This window comes from Humiphilus diazotrophicus (assembly GCF_059726315.1).
In genome coordinates, this window is sequence record NZ_AP040870.1 from 4936666 (window position 1) to 4952214 (window position 15549).

Here is a 15549-nt window from a genome sequence, read left to right on the forward strand (position 1 = left end):
GAGTGTCGGCTGAGAGTACGTAGAGCCGATGCCTGCCATTTTATGGGGACAAGAACGTTGTTCAGAGATGTGTTGATGGGTACACAGAAATTATCGCGTCGCTCATTCTTGCAGTATGCCGCTAAGGCTTCCGCACTGCCTTTTGCCTTCACTTTGCCATTCTCCTCCGTAAAAGCAAGCCGCTTGGATTCGATCAAGGTTCTTACTGAAAACGGAGCTCTTCAAGGGACGGCAACAGATAAGGTTGCGGCATTCCGCGGCATTCCTTTTGCGCGTCCCCCGATTGGAGATCTTCGCTTTCACGCTCCTGTTCCCGTATCGAATTGGTCGGGAGTTCACAGTGCGACGCAATTTGGTGCGGCTCCAATGCAGAAGCCGATAACTGGAGTTGCCCTTAACGAGGACTGCCTTTATCTGAATATCTGGGCGCCGAAGAAGAAGGGATCCTATCCGGTTTTTGTCTGGATTCACGGAGGAGGTTTTCTTGGGGGGCGTGCTACGGAGCCGATGTATGATGGCAGCATTTTTGCCCAAGAAGACATTGTGCTTGTAACCGTCGCCTATCGCCTTGGGGTTCTGGGCTTTCTAGATGTCTCGCCATTATTGGGACAGGAGTTTGCCGGTAGTGCGAATAATGGATTGCGCGATTTGCTGATGGCCTTGCGTTGGGTACATCGGAATATCGAGGCTTTTGGCGGAGACCCAACGCGTGTGACGATTGGGGGGCAATCCGCAGGTGGCAAACTTACCGATCTGCTGCTCGCCAGTGAAGAGGCTCAGCCGCTGTTCAATCAAGCTGTCTGTGTCAGCGGTGGAGCTGACCGCTTCTTCAACCTGGAGACCTCCTTGAAAGTCGGAAGAGGCTTTGGAAATCTGTGGCAGAAGGAGACCGGCGGGGCTGGCATGAGTCTGCGCACAGCTCCTGCGGAACAGCTAATCGAAGTACAAAACAAATTCCTCAAATCATGGCCCATACACTTTCCAATTCGCTCACAAGCTGACGGTGTTTTCCTTCCTCGTAATCCGCTCTCCGGAGTTGCCAGTCATGCCAAAAACAAGAAGTTGCTGATCGGCACAAATCGAGATGAGAGTGCTTTCTTTCTCGGACCGAAGCCTCAGGAGGACCCTGGTCCAGCAGACTTGGGAAATGTGCCACTAAGTAGCTTTACCCGAGTCTTGGCAAAGTACCCGGATGTCTATCCTCAGATGTCTCCGCCAGAGCGTCGGGTCCGAGCCGTTACTGCGGAAGAGTATTGGATCCCCTCTGTTAGAGTTGCCGAATCCTTTGCTCAAGGTGGAGGCGAAGTATGGATGTATCGGATTGACTATGGCAAAAGCAGCGGCCGTTTCCATGGGCAGGCAATTCATGCCGGGGATGTGCACCTGATCTGGAATAGACCCGAACAACAGGGGCCGGATGTTTCGACGGACGCAGCTCTCGCCTCCCAGATACATAGCGCTTTTGTTGCCTTTCTTCGCGGAGAGGCCCCGTCGGCAAATGGACTGCCCTCTTGGGGAAGATATACACCGGCTCGTCGTTCGACCATGATTCTCAATACGAAGAGCCACATGGAAGATCTCCCCCAGGACGCCGAGCGACGGCTTTGGGACGGGATGTTGCTCGGGCCCTCGGAGTGGGAAGTTTAAAGAATCTCTGCCCGTGTGCAGTTGCTTAAGATTGCACACGGGCAATGGCAGAACCTCTTCCCTGTCCCTATAAAGAGTCTTGGTCTTCTTCCTCTATTGAAATATTTTCAAAAATTGTTGACTATGAAAGATCTCCCGTGAGAATCTTCCATGTGTGAATTTAGCTACTCTTATTCCTGCGCTGCATGTTTGCGGGGCGGATAACGGAGTGGAGCGTCTTTGCCTTGAGTAGGCACAGGTCCTCAAATCAAGCGATATGCGCCCCGCTTCTTGTAGGCGGGTTTTTCGTTTTCGGATGATTCCGGAGTTATTAGTAACTTGCCACTTTCTGAAAGAATGGCAGAAAGAGAATTTGGTAATCGCAGATGTCTACAGTATTGTCTCGGCGAAGATTTCTTTGGTCGGCAGCTGCCACGGCAGCAATTGGAGCTCTGGAGGTACAAGGTCGTTCGACTAAGCGTCCACCGAATATCATTTTCATCTTGGCTGACGATATGGGGATCAATGATCCTGCGATCTATGGGCAGAAGAAATTTCGCACTCCTAACATCGATCGTTTGGCCAAAGAGGGTTTGCTCTTTCAAGAGGCTTATGCCGGAGCACCCGTTTGTGCTCCTTCCAGAAGTTCACTAATGACCGGTCTGCACACTGGACATACCCGCGTTCGCGACAATTTTGCTCTTGCCGGTGGGCATATCGGCAACAAGGGAAAGCATAAGATACGGCGCGCGAATCTTACGAATGCCGATCGAACGGTAGCAGATTATCTCCATCAGCGCGGATATCACACTGGTCTGGTAGGGAAGTGGCACCTTGATGGTTATGATCCCGAAGCTATTCCTACACGTCATGGTTTCGATGAGTTCCGTGGTTGGCTAACGCAAACTGAGAGCACGCAAGGGTACTATCCCTCGCAACGCTATGAGAATGAGACTCTCCGCGACATTCCCGAAAACCAGGATGGGAAACGCGGGAGTTATGAAACTTTCATGGTGACGGATGATGCCAAGGACTTTATCCAGAGGAATAAGCAGAATCCCTTCTTCCTCTATGTTGCCTATTCCAGTCCGCATAGTCCCTACACGGCTCCGGATTTCGGTTCTTACGCCAAGGAGTCTTGGAGCGACGATGAAAAGACTTACGCTGCCATGATCGAATACATGGATCGCGGCGTTGGGCAAATCATTGAGAGCCTCAAGAGCAACGGCATCGATCAAGATACGGTTGTTTTCTTTGCCTCAGACAATGGTCCCCGTTCGGAACCGACACCTCAGCAGACAGAGGTAGTCGACTTCTTCGACTCCAATGGAATCTTTAAGGGCTATAAGCGCGATGTATACGAGGGCGGAATTCATGATCCCTTGATTGTGCGTTGGCCCCATCACATCGCAGCTGGCACGACCTCGACCACTCCGGTATATTTCCCGGACTTTCTCCCCACGGCGCTCGAACTTGCGGGCGCAAAGCAGGAGAAGACCGACGGCATCAGCTTGGTACCGTTTTTCTTCCAGCCAAAGAAAAAGACTCCGGATCGTTTCTTGTACTGGGAGTTTTACGAACCGGTCTTTGAGCAAGCTGTTCGCTGGGGACGCTGGAAGGCAATTCGGCACAAACGTACAGGCCCCTTTGAGCTTTACGACTTACAGACCGATCCCTCGGAGACGAAGAATATTGCTTCACAGCATCCGGATGTTCTTGCTCATGTCGAGCAGTATGTAGCAAGCGCGCACGTGCCTTCGGAGGAATATCCCGATCCCTCATAGCTTGTACGAGGGGCAACAATTTTGCCGGTAATAACATCGAGAAGCAGGGAACGAATTACTCTTTCCTGCTTCTCGATCATAACTAGAAGCTCAATTGCGAAATAGGAGGAATATAGCCTATGGGACAGGAAGATAACCTCACACCCTCCCGTCGTTCCTTTCTTATTCAGGCTGCTACTGCCGCAGTTGCTACGACGGTTTCCAGCTCTGTTCCTGCTTCAGCAATGCTTCCGGAAAAGGCGCCTGCTGCACAGGTGCGCAAGCGTCCGCTGAATGTCCTCTTCTTTATGTCGGATGATATGCGTCCGGAACTGGCCTCTTATGGAAGCCGTTTCAATGTTTCCAGTCCCAATCTCGATAAGCTTGGTGCCAGCGGAGTCCGCTTCGACCGCAACTATTGTCAGTTTCCGTTGTGCAATCCGTCTCGGGCTTCGTTGTTTACGGGACGCCCGCCACTTGCTACAAGAGTTCTGGGAAATCGCGATGGTGTACGCAATCTTCATCCTGACTGGATCACCTTACCTCAGTTATTCCGAGAACATGGGTATACAACTCTCCGCAGCGGCAAGCTCTTCCATGGGGGACTGGATGACCCGAAGGCTTGGACGGATTTTGACGGAGAGACTGAGTCGTTACACCCCACCCAAACGGGTAAGAGACTCGAGATTCCCAGAGTGCAAATTCCCCAGCCGAATGGTGTGCTTCCCGTTTTGTCTGGAGATAATCAACGGGCCGCACATTCCGATCAAATTCTCGTTTTAGATGGGAATGGAGAGGGTGCGGGAGATTATCTCGTTGCCGATCGTGCGATCAAGTATCTTCGCCAATGTAAAGACAAGCCCTTCTTTATTGGATGTGGCTTTTCAAAGCCACACAGTCCGCCGACGGCTCCGAAGCGGTTTTTCGATCTTTACGATCCGGCGAAGATTCAATTGCCTGTTGATTTTGCTGCTTGGCCCACAGTTCCTGAAGGCTTTCCACCGGCGGCTATTCGCATGCGCAACGCAGATCTCTTTATCGGGCGAGGCGCTTCCGAGTATGAGGCGAGGGAAGTGATCCGAGCCTACCTGGCTTCAATTTCCTGGGTAGACTGGAACCTTGGACGAGTGCTTGCGGAATTAGATTCTCTGGGACTACGCGAGAATACGGTAATCGTTTTTGTTGCCGATCATGGATATCAGCTTGGAGAAAAAGGGAAATGGTCAAAGGCCGGATCTCTTTTCGAAAACGGAACCCGGATTCCTCTTATTATTCATGCACCCAATGCTCAGGGGAACAGCCGTCCCTGCCTCAGGATCGTGCAATCGCTCGATGTCTATCGAACCATAGCCGAGCTTTGTGGGCTCGATGTTCCAACGGAAGTTGAAGGACACAGTATGGTTCCGTTGCTTAACGATCCACGCTCCGATTGGGATCATCCCGCTTACAGCATCTGGAGCGAAGATGGATCGAATGTTCACGGAACAGCGATTCGTACCGAGCGCTGGCGTTATGCGGAGTTTGGCAAAGACGCAGTCAATGGCGCCATGCTCTTCGATGTTTATGCAGATCCGATGGAACTTAAAAACCTGGCAGAGGATGCAAAGTATCAACAGATTCGTCGTGAGTTATCCAGACAGATTTCTGCATACAGCTATTCCGTCTGATATACGGAAGGATCGTGTGCGCTATCTTCGCTGAGCGGGAACGAATATTGCTCTTCTTTTTTACAATGGTGGGGGATTTCAATTCGAGATATCAAGCAAAGTTTCGATGGTTCACGGAGTTTGCAGCCATTACTTTGAAGGCATCCTGGAGGGATGCCAAGAGAATAGCCGCGGGTGAAGCGTAGCGGAACCCGGGGAGCGCAAAACAAACAGGACCTCCGCGCCGTAGGTGCGGAACGAATTTTATTTTGCAGGATGGGGCGAGATTTCGTGCCGCACCCATACGGGGCGGCAAAATATTCTCTTTGTCCGTTACCCCGGGTTTCGCTACGCTACGCCCGGGGCTGCTATCGTAGCATCCCTCTGGGATGCTCTGGCGCTGTAGGAACAACGCGAGTAGAAATGGAGACTGCCCCTATCCAGTATTTGCACAATTCAGCTTGTAGGCAATTGTCCGGTCACCGACGCGGAAAATCCTCTAATGCGAAAATTCGTTGGCGCGTGGGACTAGCTGCATGTACATATCTCGCGAGACATTTGTCTTCCAATGACCGGTAAGTTGGGCTATGCCGATCAACCCGAAGAAAAGGAATGCCAAGACGGCGGCAACTACGCGAGGCGTGAGCGAACGTCCTGCCCAGCGTGCTGACGTAATTTCTTTCGAACGGGGCGGTAACGCAAATTGAAGTGCATTTTCCGCCGGGCAACTGGCGACACATTCCATGCAGGCTGTGCATTCGACAGAGCGGATTTGGACCAGCTTATCGACAGGTAAATGGGAAGGACATGCTTTGGAGCATTTCGCGCAATCGATACAGGCATCGGCGTCACGGCGAATCTTTACCGGGCTCAGACTGGATGCGATTCCCATCAGCGCTCCGTAAGGACAGAGGAAACGGCACCAGAAATTTTGAATAAAGACCGACAATGAAACGAAAATCGTTATAACGAAAATTCCGATGGCGCTCATATTCCGGAAGAAATTGAGCATCTTGACATCGGCAATGATTCCGAAAGGCGTCAGCATGAAAGCATTGAGTGCTTCGGCTGACATGCTGACGACGATAAATAGGAAGAACGCCAGCAGCAGATACTTCAGCCCACGAAGTGGAATATCGAGCCAGCGAGGTACTAAGAAATTGCGTCGGAAAAGCTTGCGACCAAATTTCCAAAGATATTCTGAGACGGTTCCAACCGGACAGAGCCATGAACAGAAGGTCTTCTTCAGTAGAAGGCTAGAGAGCAGAAACACTATTGTCAGGACCATGGCCGCCGGGTGAATCACCGGGGCATGATGGGTAGCCAGAAAATACTTCAGGTTCATGAGTCCTGCAATCGGCAACCAGCCATCGACTCCCGTAGGGCGATCAACATAGAGAGTTGTTCCCTGACTTTCAAAAAAGCGAGTCCACAAGAGGAATTCAATCGCAATCCAGAGATTAAGAGCCAGGAAAGCAAATTGCACGATATGCCGGATTTGCTGTGAGCGGTCGGGCTGAGAGCGACGAACGAGTGGTTTTTTGTGTTCGCGCAGAGTACCGGGTTCGGTCCGGTCCGTAGTGAGTGTGGCGGCTTCTTTCGATGTCTCGGACACGAGAGTTCTCCATTGGGTAAGGTAGATACTCCTCGGTCACATCGGATAGGACTTAGGTCACACGTGAGTCCGGTTTTTCTGAAAGAGTGAAGAATCAGAAAGATACCACCTCACGAATGGGTCCCGCATTGCTCCTTCCCATGGACGAATTGAACATTTTTGTTCCGACTCTTTCTAAACGGACTATGCTTAAGACATAGCTAATTTGCCCAGGCATTTTAGCCATAAGCCATCGGAGCTGGTTTCCGATTGGCAGGCCTCCCGCTATTGGAAGATAGCGTTGCACTTCCGTCCAGACCCGCTGCAATCCATTCCAGCTCAACAGAGGGAGGAAATATGGCCGTAGCGCCAATATCAAACAGTTCTCCAACTAGCGATGTTCTGCACAGTGAAAACCACAGTCAACTTTCGGCAGAGGCGATAGCCAAAGCTGTCGCTCGTCATCAGCGTGAACATCCGGCAAAATCCGGAAAGAATGTTCCGGGGAAGACACCGAAAAAGGGTTAGCTCTACTGTTGAATTGAGACGTGAGTTTAGGAAGGGCACGGCATTTAGCCGTGCCCCTTGTACATTGACTCATATAAGGGCCTGAAAAGTTTCTGACTAGTTGGCTTGGATAACATTACGGATGTAGTTCTTGATTTCGTCTGCTCTCTTGCGGACTGTGCCTGGCTCTATTGCGACGATTTCAAACCCAAGATCCCGATAGATTCTTTCGTGTATCTGTTCGAACCGGAGAGACTCTTCGAAGCTAATCCTTCGAGCTTCCGTATTGGTCATAAAACCCAGATTCCGGATAAAGAAGACTTCTCGTTCGAAGACCCTCTCGGTTCTAATACGCATCAATTCTTGGGATAAAAGCTCCGAGGTCGGATACTCAAGATAAGCAGCCAAAGCAGCGGTGCAGGCCGGAGAACGATCATGGAACTGCACCTTGCTGCTTGAAGAGGAAGCTTGACGGTATCGTTGGCTTTGTAGCTGGAGAATATTGTCGATGAAGGATGGTTGTTTCCACGGTTCATCGATGCCCTTTGCCTGCTCTAGTGCAATCAGATCTGTAGCCGCCTCTTCAACTACGCTGTAGCCGTCGAATTCGAGCTGCCGAAGGATTGCAGTTTTGCCAGAGCCCGGAGCTCCCGTTAAGATGTACCTCTTCATTAATTGTTATTCCGTTCTCTCCCTCTTTGCCCGGGATGTTTACTTCCTGTCTCCCGCCTTGAACTCTGCCCAGGGATTTCCCTTCATATCCGGAAGGATAGGACGCTGCCATTCAAATTCGGGATGGGCTTTCAGAAATGTGTCGGCGATAAAATCTTCACCGCATGGATGTCCTGTGCGTGCTCGGAATGACATCTGCTTTGCCAGACTGTAGTCGGCAGCTTTTGCATTTACTGCTCCGGCAGGATCGTAGGGCGGCCATTCCCATTCGGGCACTCCATGGGCGGCGACATCGATATGTCCACAGAGACCTCGTTCTCCTCTGTTCTCACGGTTCTCATAGGTGTCCCAATGATCGGCGAGAAACTTCTGGGCGAGTTCTGCATCGATCTTTCCCTTATTTTGTGTAAGCAGCTGTTCCCAACGCTTCTTTCGCGCATTGGGGGAATTGGCGGAATCGTTGGGATCGAAATTAGTTTCGTCCTTTATCAAATCCGGATCGCTGGGAAAGTTCGATCCTTCGAAATAGCCATCTTTGGTTCTCCATACCCGATGATGTTTCAATCCCAGTTCGAAGCGGGCGACTTCGCCAGTCTTGTTGTCGGCCAGCAGCCAGTCGTTTGCGTAACCGCCATTGTTCTCTTCAAGCATGATCTTGACGTATTCATCTATGGAGCTTGCGTACTGCAGCGCTTTACGTGCCCGCATGAACTCAGGTTTCCCGTTAGGATCGAATCCGGAAAAACCGGTGATGGTTGTTTCCGTCACCATAAGACCTGCTGCATTGATACCGAAATCGTCGTCACTGGCGATGATGCCCGGAAAGCCATCCATCAAAAGATGCTGGCCATGTTCCGGAACAATGTCAAAGACGATCCTCCACCTTGCTCCGTTCACGATGCTTGTCCAGTTATTGTGAGCAATCACAGGCTTGTGATCCTTGGTCCAGCTTCCGGTGGCTACAAACGCACTGCAATTGCCGGGAGCCGCCAGCTTGGGAGCACTTTCCGATTGTTGCTGCTTGTTTAATGTAGGAAGGTAGTAGTCGGAAACCTCTTCCATGCCGTTCAACGCCACAACATCCCACAAGTCGGCCTTGATTCCGCGGGCTTGCAACCCATCGGCAATGCCTTGTAACTCTTGCTGATATTCAGCATCCATATGAGGCCATAAAACCTCTTGGGCAGTCTTGCGGAAGAAGCTCCAGTCTTGTTTGGTGCGATGCGTATCTTCCAGTCGGAAGGCTTTCAGTGCATCTTCGATTTCGGGTGCAAGTTGCCATCCATGCTGGTATCCGATGTTGGCCGGAGTTCCTTCTAGATGCACGTAGATCCAGTGAGCACGTTCGAAGCGGTAAGACTTACCTAAACGTGCCGCTTGGTCGCTCGTGGATTTCTCTGCCGAGAGGACACCCCAGGCGTTTAGAAGCAATAGAACAACAACAAGAGGGAAGAGAGATCGAAAACGTAAGGTCATTTTTTCTTCTCCGACAGATTGGAAGACGTCAAAACGAAGATTGAAGGTGACGGAGTTTCGAAATGCTGTCACCCCTAGAGCATTTTTCGCAAAGAAGTAGACCAAGTCACAACAGCTTATGCGGCTTTCCGCTAAAGAAAGCCGCTCTTCGCTATCGCCAGCAAGTCTGTACCTATGCGAAAAATGCTCTAAAGCGTTCAGAGGCTCTGGTACTACAGTTATGTGCAGCGAAAACCGAGGGACGGGCGCGGCTTCAACCGCAGCCTGGAGTTTCTACACATTGTAAGGCCAGAGGGGAATAGAAACCCGGAGAAATCGCAGGTTTTGCTCTCTCAGGCCACTGGTGTTCTATGTCTAGGCGGGAAATGCTCTAGGCTGCACCAGCCTCTGCCCCTTCGGTGTACACCGTAACAAGAAATGCTCTAGGATTCTTGATCATGAAAAGAACTCTGGTGAGGCCACCTTTTTTATTGGCTCTGCTGATTTGGCTGGGAACAATTCATTCCTGGGCGCAACAATCTTATGAGATCACGGTAGAGCGCGGTGTAGCCGTTCCTATGCGGGATGGCACGATTCTGCATGCCGATATCTATCGCCCGACGGCCACGGGGAAATTTCCCGTTCTGCTGCAACGAACTCCCTATAGTAAGGACAATGGCGTTCCGTTCGGGGTGAGAGCGGCAGCAAAAGGATATGTGGTCATCTTCCAGGATGTGCGCGGCCGGTTCTCCTCCGAAGGGGATTGGTATCCCTTTTTGCACGAATCGCAGGACGGATTCGATACAGTGGAGTGGGCAGGCAGTCTGCCGTACTCCAATGGCAAGGTAGGGATGTTTGGAGGCTCTTATGTTGGGGCCACGCAGATGCTTGCTGCTATCGCTCATCCAGCGCATCTGGCTGGAATCTGCCCGGTAGTTACGGCCAGTAATTATCACGACGGCTGGACGTACCAAGGCGGTGCCTTCGAGCAGTGGTTCGATGAGTCGTGGACCTCAGGTCTGGCGATCAATACCGTGGATCGCTTCTTGCAGACAGCAAGCAATGCGATGGAGGGAAGCCGGGTCCTTCCTCTAACCGAGTACCCTCTCTATAACTTCAACGGTACTCCTAGCTCCTCTGAGTTGGCTGGGCAGTTTGCACCATACTTCCTCGACTGGCTTGCTCATCCTCAATATGACGAGTATTGGAAGCGCTGGTCGATTGAAGAGCATTATGGCGATATTCAGGTTCCGTCACTCACCGTTGCCGCCTGGTATGACATCTTCCAGGGCGGCTCAATCCGCAATTATCTGGGAATGAAGGCTGGTGCGGGTAGTCCTGCAGCCCGCCAGAATCAACGTCTGCTGGTTACAATTGGCGGCCACGCTGGGGCTGGTCGAAAGATCGGAGAAGTGGATTTCGGCCAAGCTGCTAAAGAATATGACGAAGAATCCGTGGTCCTCCGCTGGTATGACTATCTTTTCAAGGGAATCCAGAATGAGCTTGCTACCGAGAAACCGGTGAAGCTTTTCGTCATGGGAAACAATGTGTGGAGAGATGAGCCGGAATGGCCGCTCGCCAACGCTCATGAGACAAAGTATTTCCTACATTCTGGAGGGAAAGCCAATACGGCGGCGGGTGATGGGACACTTTCGATAAGCACTCCGAAGTCCGAAGCGCTTGATCAATACACTTACGATCCCATGAATCCGGTGCCAACCACTGGAGGTCCGCTCTGCTGCGATGCCCGCCATCTGGCTCCAGGGCCTCGGGATCAACGCAAAGTAGAAGAGCGAGAGGATGTCCTGGTTTATTCGACAGAAGCCTTCGATAAGGACACAGAGGTTACTGGCCCAGTAAGCCTCGATCTGTATGCCAAGTCTTCTGCCGTGGATACGGATTTCACCGCAAAGCTGGTAGATGTATGGCCGAACGGATTTGTCCAGAATCTGACAGAAGGCATTCTTCGTGCAAAGTATCGTGATTCGCAGGAAAAGCCTGCCAATCTGGTGCCTGGACAGATCTATCACTTCAAGATCGATCTATGGTCGACAAGCAATGTTTTCTTGAAGGGACACCAGCTGCGGGTTGAGATCAGCAGCAGCAACTTCCCGCGTTTCGATCGCAATCTGAATACCGGAGAAGATGCTAAGTCGGGGACCAGGTCGGTTAAGGCCACCAATGCCATTTATCACGATGCGCAACACCCCTCGGCGTTAATCCTTCCTATCGTTGCATCCTCTAAGTAATAACAAACAAACCCGGGTATCCAATTCAAACCAGAATCGGATACCCGAAAACATACAAGCGTGAACAGCTCCAGACCTAACAATTACCCACAAATGGTGCGAGGTATGGGGGATTGCCAATTGAAGAGCAAAAACTTTTGGTGCTTTGCTATTTTGCTGTGTGTCAGGGCTGGCCTTTAGGCCTGCCGCAAAGTTTTTCTCCCAGAAAGGATTTAGACATTCTCGGTAACCCAAGCGAATCGGACAGCCACAGCTTTGGAGTTAAGCACATGGTTTGGGGCTCCAATTTATGGTTAGTGCTTCGAACTTCTTGTCCCATGCTTTTCTTGTCACATTCTTCTTATTTACGATTTGTGGAGGATTTCATTCCGCCACCATACGGGGCGGAGATTTGGGGGTAAGCTAACCCAGCGCTCCCGTTCGCAAAGCGGACTCCGCGCTGGGCAATTGTCGATTTGCCCCTCCGGGGCGATGTGCTGAGTTGGAGCATAGAAGCTCTATTCTGTACTTTCACAATTCATCTTGTGGACAATTGTTAGGCCTCCAGGCCAGCTGTCGTGTGGGCGTTCTCACTCCTTCGGTTCATAAATGCCTGCCTCTTTGAGTACTGATGTAACCCGTGACATCGGCAAATAAATCTGCTAACTCGATCTGCCAGAGATGTTATGATAAGCGCATCTTAGTAACCGGACTCTACGTTTCACGACGGAATCCGGCCCTAGGAAACTTTATTGAAGCGGGACGCGCAGGTGCTAGAACACCATACGCGACCCTGGCCACACAAGCCCCTAACACAGAGGAGCTCATCATGGTTGTCTACCACTTTAAATACTCTCTACCCCGGCTACAAGCCGAGCGGCTGTTTCAATCTATTCCAACCCCATTCCCACGCCAGTTTTCCCCCTACGTACGAGGCCGTTCTTCTCCTAAAGAGCGGTAAAATTCGCCCATTTTGCGACTACTAGGGCTCCCGTCAGAGTCCGAGGATTCGTGTTTCCGGAAATCGGGCCGGGCAGTTGTTCTCTTCTGTAGGAGAAGCTGGGACAGGTGCGTCTTCCTCCCGGCTTGCAGCTTTGTTGTAGGAGGAGCAGGTTTTAATGGAAAAGAATCTGGTGTGTTTGAATCATGCCATCTTCCCTAGGGGCAAGGTCTACAAGATCTATAAGTTCAGGATGAGATATTATCCGGAGATATCTTCAGACATTGAGCCGGAAATACGTAAGAGGTGGAGGACTCATTTCTGTGTCGCCACTAGGGATGTCGACGAGGCCTTGGCCTATATTCGTCGTGAACACCCCGGATCTCTAATCACTCTTACCAAGTATCTTGGGGAGCTTTTGCTAATCCCGGAAGCTCAAGCCGAGCAGGGAAACCTATAGAGCATTTCTCGTTCAGATCCCCGGCAAACCTGTTTTGGGTTTGCTGGGGGAGAAGGCTGCACTTCGCCATTCTTCGTGAGTGTATATCTATGCAAGCAATGCCCTGGGGTGCTGTTGGCGCAGACTCTTTTAACAAACGCGTATTTGGGGTTTGCTATCCTTCCTTATGTTTAATCCGTTCGGGAGTGACAGCGGCGAATCGGCTCTTCTGATCACGGAACAGTTGCTCGTCTTTGCTACGGTGGTTGGATCGGTAGCGGCCTTACCTGCATTTATCGAATTTGTTTCCGAATATCGGGGCCGCAAAGAACGCATCAGCCTGAGTCTGGAGGATCAGCCTGTCAGTAGCCTGCATCCACGGCTTGCAGGTGTGGGGAAGTTGCTCGATTCCATTGCGGACCTTGTTGATCGTGCCCGCAATCCGGATGTTTATCAGGAACGGAAGATCGGTAATGAGGTTCTCATCATCGGTCCCAGCCAGAGCGGGAAAAAGAGTCTGGCTCAACGGATTGCTCAATTGGCAGGGATGGAAAGAATCATTACCGTCTATAACCCGCGCGATTCGGATGTTTTAGCAAAAGCGAAGAGTCTTGTCCGTGGCTACAAACGGCAAAAGGTGATGCTATTGCTGCCTCGCATTGATCTGGCCTACAAGGAAGGCGATCCGGAGCTTTTGTCGGAGTTGGATGCGGTGATTGAAACCACCTCCGAGCGGCAAAACGTACTGGTGATTGCGACGGCCGTTGCCTTCGAAGCGGATAGCGACCTCGACAATATGTTCGGCATTAAGCTTACCTTGCCGGGGGCGGACGTTGTCCATGTGAATCGCCGCGAAATTCATGAAGATGCACAGCGTGTTCTTGCTGAGGTGGTGCGTTTTTACCTGACTGAATCTCAGAAGCGCGGATTTCAGCTGCAGGGATTATCGGAGGATCAGTTCTGTGCGCGGATTCTTGAAGAAGTAATGAACCCCGCAGAAATAGAAGATATCGTGGTTCTCTGTGAGACGGCGGCACTTTATCGACGCCGTAGTAATCAAGCCAAGGATCTTTACTTTACGAACGAGATTCTGGAGACTGCTATCGACCGGGTAGTTGTGGGCTAGGGCAGCATTTTCGATACTGCCCTAGCCCACTGTCCTACTATTTGTGTTTTTTGTTTTTAGATGCATCGTTGACGATAGTGGCAATGCGATGAAACTCGTCGCTATCCTTCTTTAGTGTCGAATAATCAAGATCGGAATAGTTGTTCCGAATTTCGGCCATCAGATAAGAACGGCGCGTCGTGTTGTTGTCATGATTGTCCCAGAAGACTCTTGTCGGTCGATCCCCGTATTTCTTGGAGACTGCTTTCCAAGCCTGCGGAGCTTCGCGAATGTCATAGCCTGAAGTTAGCATCCATGCCATTCCGACCCGGTCTGCCTGGTTTTCCAGTGATCGAGAGTATCCGTTTCGGAATCCCGACTCAACCATCTTGGTCATATCGCCGACAGATCTTCCGCCGTAATAGGAACCAATCATTCCTCCAATGCGGAGAGCTGTAAATGCCCCTTTGTGATATTCCTGCTCTCTCCACGAATGTTTTTCAATGGCATGGCTGATTTCATGGGAGAGGACGAATGCCAGCTGAGCCTCATTTTCAGCAACATCGAATACCCCAGTGTTCACTACTACGACTCCGTTGGGAAAAGCCGATGCGTTGTAGCTATCGTCCTCAATCAGGTAGAACTTGAAAGGTATCTTCAGCGGGCTTTCGTTCGGAAGTTCACGCTGATGAGCTGGAATCAGGCTTTGGCCGAATTTCTCGATATAATCTTGAGCATCTTTATTGGGGAAGAGTTTGTATTTGGAGTTAGATACATTCAGCTGTCCCGGTTTAAACGATTGGTAGTTTGCCTCCTTGACCTGAGGAGTAAGATGCTTCCACATTTTGGCTTCACCGTCCGCCAGTTCGGCATGCTGGAATTCTGCCTTAGTTGCCAGGATACTTCCGTCCTTTTGGCGCGTACCTTCATAGTGAACAAAGGTGTCGAGGTTCAGGACCTCTACTGAAGGAAGTGCATTTCCGTCGGAATCGTTGTTCTCTTTCTTGGCTGCTTTCTTTTCTTCTTTGCTCGGTTTGAACGTGACGACCGTAGTTTCGGCGATGCTTACTTTCTGCCCATCTGCGAAAAGCATTCCTTTCCAAGCTGTACCTGATTTTTCCAGCTTAGGAGCTTTTTCCAATAGAGCGGTTCTCTTTACCTTTCTTGTATCTTCCAGAAAGACTTTGAGTGAGGTTGCCTTTAGGGCTTTAGTCGATTCATTGAATTCTCCTTTAACCTCCAGCTCTGTTCCGACGCGAATATCTTCCAGCTTGAATACCTCTGGGGAGTCTTTTGCATCTGCGGAATTGTCCTTCTCTACGTCAAACGAAAGACTGATGTCACTTGTTATTGCATAATCGTCAATTTGGAAGTTTGTAGGTGAATTTACGGAAGTTACGAAGCCATGAATCTTCACTTCTTTTGCTGCACAGAAAGTAGAGGTGAAAAGTAGAAGTAGATATACCCAAGGAGATAAATGCCGCATCAAAAGCCTCATTAGCTCAAAAAATAACTACAACTAGTGCAGTCTGTCCTTGGTGTCGACCTTGAGAACGAAGGGGGGATAATAGGCT

11 protein-coding genes are annotated in these 15549 nt (G+C 50.7%); 7 read left to right on the plus strand and 4 right to left on the minus strand.

Annotation, left to right across the window (positions count from 1 at the left end):
* Nucleotides 1–75: 75 nt before the first annotated feature.
* The 3 genes from AC6I7T_RS20640 (at nt 76) to AC6I7T_RS20650 (ending at nt 5056) form a co-directional block, all read left to right on the plus strand.
* Nucleotides 76–1647, plus strand: a complete 1572-nt coding sequence (locus AC6I7T_RS20640; RefSeq protein ID WP_497789461.1) for a carboxylesterase/lipase family protein — start codon at nt 76–78, stop codon at nt 1645–1647.
* 365 nt (nt 1648–2012) lie between these two features.
* Nucleotides 2013–3410, plus strand: coding sequence for an arylsulfatase (locus tag AC6I7T_RS20645; protein WP_497789463.1), 1398 nt, complete (start codon nt 2013–2015; stop codon nt 3408–3410).
* Between the two features lie 119 nt (nt 3411–3529).
* Nucleotides 3530–5056, plus strand: a complete 1527-nt coding sequence (locus AC6I7T_RS20650) for a sulfatase (protein WP_497789464.1) — start codon at nt 3530–3532, stop codon at nt 5054–5056.
* A gap of 478 nt (nt 5057–5534) precedes the next feature.
* Here AC6I7T_RS20650 and AC6I7T_RS20655 read toward each other — a convergent pair whose 3' ends face one another.
* Complete coding sequence (locus AC6I7T_RS20655; protein ID WP_497789465.1) at nt 5535–6650, minus strand: 4Fe-4S binding protein; 1116 nt, start codon at nt 6648–6650, stop codon at nt 5535–5537.
* Nucleotides 6651–6986: 336 nt separating this feature from the next.
* Between AC6I7T_RS20655 and AC6I7T_RS20660 the strand changes: the two genes are divergently transcribed.
* The gene (locus tag AC6I7T_RS20660; protein WP_497789466.1) at nt 6987–7157 is read left to right on the plus strand and encodes a hypothetical protein; all 171 of its coding nucleotides are present in this window, start codon (nt 6987–6989) and stop codon (nt 7155–7157) included.
* A 96-nt stretch (nt 7158–7253) separates the two neighbouring features.
* On the opposite strand, the gene AC6I7T_RS20665 is transcribed toward AC6I7T_RS20660, so the two are convergent.
* A complete protein-coding gene (locus AC6I7T_RS20665; RefSeq protein ID WP_497789467.1) occupies nt 7254–7808 on the minus strand; it encodes an AAA family ATPase in 555 nt (184 codons plus the stop codon).
* 39 nt (nt 7809–7847) lie between these two features.
* Nucleotides 7848–9284 carry a C45 family autoproteolytic acyltransferase/hydrolase gene (locus AC6I7T_RS20670; RefSeq protein ID WP_497789468.1) on the minus strand — a complete coding sequence of 479 codons (1437 nt, stop codon included), beginning with the start codon at nt 9282–9284 and terminating at the stop codon, nt 7848–7850.
* A gap of 437 nt (nt 9285–9721) precedes the next feature.
* Here AC6I7T_RS20670 and AC6I7T_RS20675 point away from each other — a divergent pair, with 437 nt between their 5' ends.
* From AC6I7T_RS20675 to AC6I7T_RS20685, 3 genes are all read left to right on the plus strand, one after another.
* Entirely contained in the window at nt 9722–11512 is a 1791-nt protein-coding gene (locus AC6I7T_RS20675) for a CocE/NonD family hydrolase (RefSeq protein ID WP_497789470.1), read from the plus strand.
* Nucleotides 11513–12609: 1097 nt separating this feature from the next.
* Nucleotides 12610–12891, plus strand: coding sequence for a hypothetical protein (locus AC6I7T_RS20680; RefSeq protein WP_497789471.1), 282 nt, complete (start codon nt 12610–12612; stop codon nt 12889–12891).
* A gap of 166 nt (nt 12892–13057) precedes the next feature.
* Nucleotides 13058–13996: an ATP-binding protein gene (locus AC6I7T_RS20685; RefSeq protein WP_497789472.1), complete on the plus strand. Its 939-nt coding sequence runs from the start codon at nt 13058–13060 to the stop codon at nt 13994–13996.
* Between the two features lie 37 nt (nt 13997–14033).
* On the opposite strand, the gene AC6I7T_RS20690 is transcribed toward AC6I7T_RS20685, so the two are convergent.
* Nucleotides 14034–15461 carry a M48 family metallopeptidase gene (locus AC6I7T_RS20690; protein ID WP_497789474.1) on the minus strand — a complete coding sequence of 476 codons (1428 nt, stop codon included), beginning with the start codon at nt 15459–15461 and terminating at the stop codon, nt 14034–14036.
* Nucleotides 15462–15549: the final 88 nt, after the last annotated feature.